Genomic DNA, 1,715 nt, shown 5'->3' with positions numbered 1-1,715 from the left:
CTGTGTGAAAACGCCGAACATGATACCCTTTGCCCATGAGTCGAGGGGGCTTCATGAAGCGGATATCGAGGGTGTCGACAGGAGCCAGGGTACACTGCTTCCCGAACAGTTGGATGATTGGGTACATGAGGATAGCCCAGTTCGGGTGGTGGACGTCTTCGTTGACGAGCTCAATCTGGCCGATCTCGGATTCGTGCGCTGTGAGCCAAGCAATACCGGGCGCCCAGGTTATCATCCCTCGATCCTGCTCAAGCTCTACATCTACGGCTATCTGAACCGAATCCAGTCGAGCCGGCGTCTCGAACGCGAAGCTAGACGCAATATCGAGGTGATGTGGCTGGTTTGGCGTCTTGTGCCTGACCATAAGACCATTGCCGATTTTCGACGCGACAACGGTGGTGCCATCAAGAAGGTCTGTAGCGGCTTTGTGCGGCTGTGCCGCGAGATAGGGCTTCTCGCCAAGCCGAGTGTTGCGATCGACGGCAGCAAGTTCAAGGCGGTCAACAACCGGGACCGGAACTTCACCAAGGGCAAGCTGGCGCGGCGCATGGCGCAGATCGAAGAGAGCGTTGCCCGATATCTCCACCAGATGGATAGCGCCGACCGGCAGGAGCGCGATGACATTCATGCCGCCAAGATCGAGCGCCTGCAGGAGAAGGTTGAACGGCTTCGCCAGGAGATGGTTCGGCTCAAGCAGATCGAAAAGGAGATGCTGGAAACGCCCGACCAGCAGGTATCGCTCACCGATCCCGATAGCCGGTCAATGGCGACCAGCGGCCGAGGCTCAGGGCATGGTCGGCTACAACACTCAGACCGCAGTCGACACCGAACATCACCTCATCGTCGCCCATGAGGTGACCAATGTCGGCAACGACCGGGCGCAACTTGCCAACATGGCCAAGGCCAGCAAGCAAGCTTTTGAGGCAGACCATCTCGAGGTTGTGGCGGACCGCGGTACTTCAACAGCGAAGAGGTTCTCGCCTGCGTCGAGCAGAAGATCACGGTGACCATGCCCAAGCCCATGACGTCGGGCAATCGGATCAAGGGGCTCTTCGTCAAGCAGGACTTCCGATATCTCAAGGACGAGGATGTTTATCTCTGCCCGGCCGGCGAACGGTTGATCTATCGGTACACGCGAGAAGAGGCGGACCTGATGATCCGGCGCTACTGGTCGAGCAATTGTCCAAGCTGCGCCATGAGGTCCAGATGCACGACCAGCAAGTATCGGCGCATTCAGCGTTGGGAGCAGGAGCATCACCTCGAGGCGATGCAGGCCAGGCTCGATGCTGATCCGGATAAGATGCGGCAACGCCGCGTGACCGCCGAGCATCCCTTCGGGACGATCAAATCATGGATGGGAGCCACGCACTTCCTCACCAGGCGCCTGCCGAACGTGCGCGCGGAGATGGCGCTGCACGTACTCGCCTACAATATGACCCGGGTCATGAACCTCATCGGCTCCAAGGCACTGGTGGCGGCAATACGGGGGTGAGCGCCTCGCCCATCACGATTGCATGAAACTCACTCGTCAAATGCCGATATAGAGCCAATTCGGCGTCTCGAGGGCGCTTGAAAGCAAAACCGCATACCATGACGCTTGAGCTACGCTCATATCCCACAATTGGCCATGGCATCAGCGTTTTTACACAGCCAGGGTCGCATCAGGCCGTCTACTAAAAGCGGGTCGCGATTTTTAGGATTCAGGATTGAACTAC

The 1,715-nt window shown here is 58.2% G+C and carries 1 pseudogene; it reads left to right on the top strand.

Annotated elements, in window-relative coordinates:
• Window positions 1-19: 19 nt before the first annotated feature.
• Window positions 20-1,492, top strand: a pseudogene (locus CO676_RS28215) (IS1182 family transposase).
• The last annotated feature ends 223 nt before the right edge of the window (window positions 1,493-1,715 follow it).

Source organism: Sinorhizobium sp. BJ1, assembly GCF_002531555.1.
GTDB classification, from domain to species: Bacteria; Pseudomonadota; Alphaproteobacteria; order Rhizobiales; family Rhizobiaceae; genus Sinorhizobium; species Sinorhizobium fredii_B.
Note: the sequence above shows the minus strand (reverse complement) of the source record. Positions and strands in the feature narration are given on the sequence as shown.